Here is a 1,234-nt window from a genome sequence, read left to right on the forward strand (position 1 = left end):
CTGGACGCCCCGTGGGCAGGGAGTCCTTCGGGCGCGAAGCCGTTCGGGGATGCTCATGCCCCGGGACCCCCGCGAGGTTCGCGGGGATCGTCGTCAGGTCGTTGAGGTACATCGGCAGCGGGTCGTCGATGCGTTCACCGATCGGGAACGCGGTCGTCGGTGCCGACGGGCTGACGAGCAGGTCGACCTGCTCGAACGCGGCCTGGAAGTCGCGCTGGACGAGCGTCCGGACCTTCTGCGCGGACCCGTAGTACGCGTCGTAGTAGCCGGCGCTCAGCGCGTAGGTGCCGAGGATGATGCGGCGCTTCACCTCGGGCCCGAAGCCGGCTTCGCGCGTCGCGGCCATGACGTCCTCGACGGTGGCGCCGTTCTCGGGCGTCACGCGGAGCCCGAAGCGGACGGAGTCGAACTTCGCGAGGTTCGACGACGCCTCGGCCGGCAGGATCAGGTAGTACGCGCTGATCGCGTAGGCGAACGAGGGAGCGTCGATCTCGACGACGACGGCACCGGCCGACTCGAGCAGGGCCACGGTCTCCTGGAAGCGCTGGGTGACACCGGCCTGGAAGCCCTCGCCACCGGCCAGCTCCTTCACCACGCCCACGCGCAGCCCGCGCAGCGTGTCGGCCTGCAGGCCTTCGCGCGCGGCGGCTGCCATCGAGGGCCAGGCGTCGGGGATGCTCGTGGAGTCCCGGGGGTCGTGCCCGCCGATCACGTCGTGCAGGAGCGCGGCGTCGAGGACGGTCCGGGACACCGGGCCGACCTGGTCGAGGCTGGACGCCAGGGCGATCGCACCGTAGCGGCTGACGCCGCCGTAGGTGGGCTTCACACCGACGGTGCCGGTGACGGCACCCGGCTGACGGATGGACCCGCCGGTGTCTGAACCGAGGGCGAGCGGGGCCTCGTGCGCGGCGACCGCGGCCGCCGAACCGCCGCCGGACCCGCCGGGGATGCGGTCGAGGTCCCACGGGTTGTGCGTCGGGCCGTACGCCGAGAACTCGGTGGTCGAGCCCATAGCGAACTCGTCCATGTTGGTCTTGCCGAGCGGGACGAGACCGGCGGCGCGGAGCTTCGCGACCCGCGGTCGGGTCGCCACTGCTGGTCGTACGTCCACGAGCCCTCGCCCGCGGCGGACACCGTGCGGGTGTAGTAGCCCGGGTCGACGGCGGGCATCGGCGCGAGCGGGTTCCGTCGGGCGCCGAGCCGGACGACCGGGGCGACGAGGGCACGACCGACG

General features: G+C 72.8%; 1 protein-coding gene. It reads right to left on the reverse strand.

Annotated elements, in window-relative coordinates; translation table 11 throughout:
* Positions 1-1,093: amidase family protein (locus I5E_RS06735; protein ID WP_022906310.1), on the reverse strand; the 1,093-nt coding region annotated here is incomplete at its 3' end.
* Positions 1,094-1,234: the final 141 nt, after the last annotated feature.

The organism is Curtobacterium sp. B18, assembly GCF_000333375.1.
Classification (GTDB): Bacteria; Actinomycetota; Actinomycetes; order Actinomycetales; family Microbacteriaceae; genus Curtobacterium.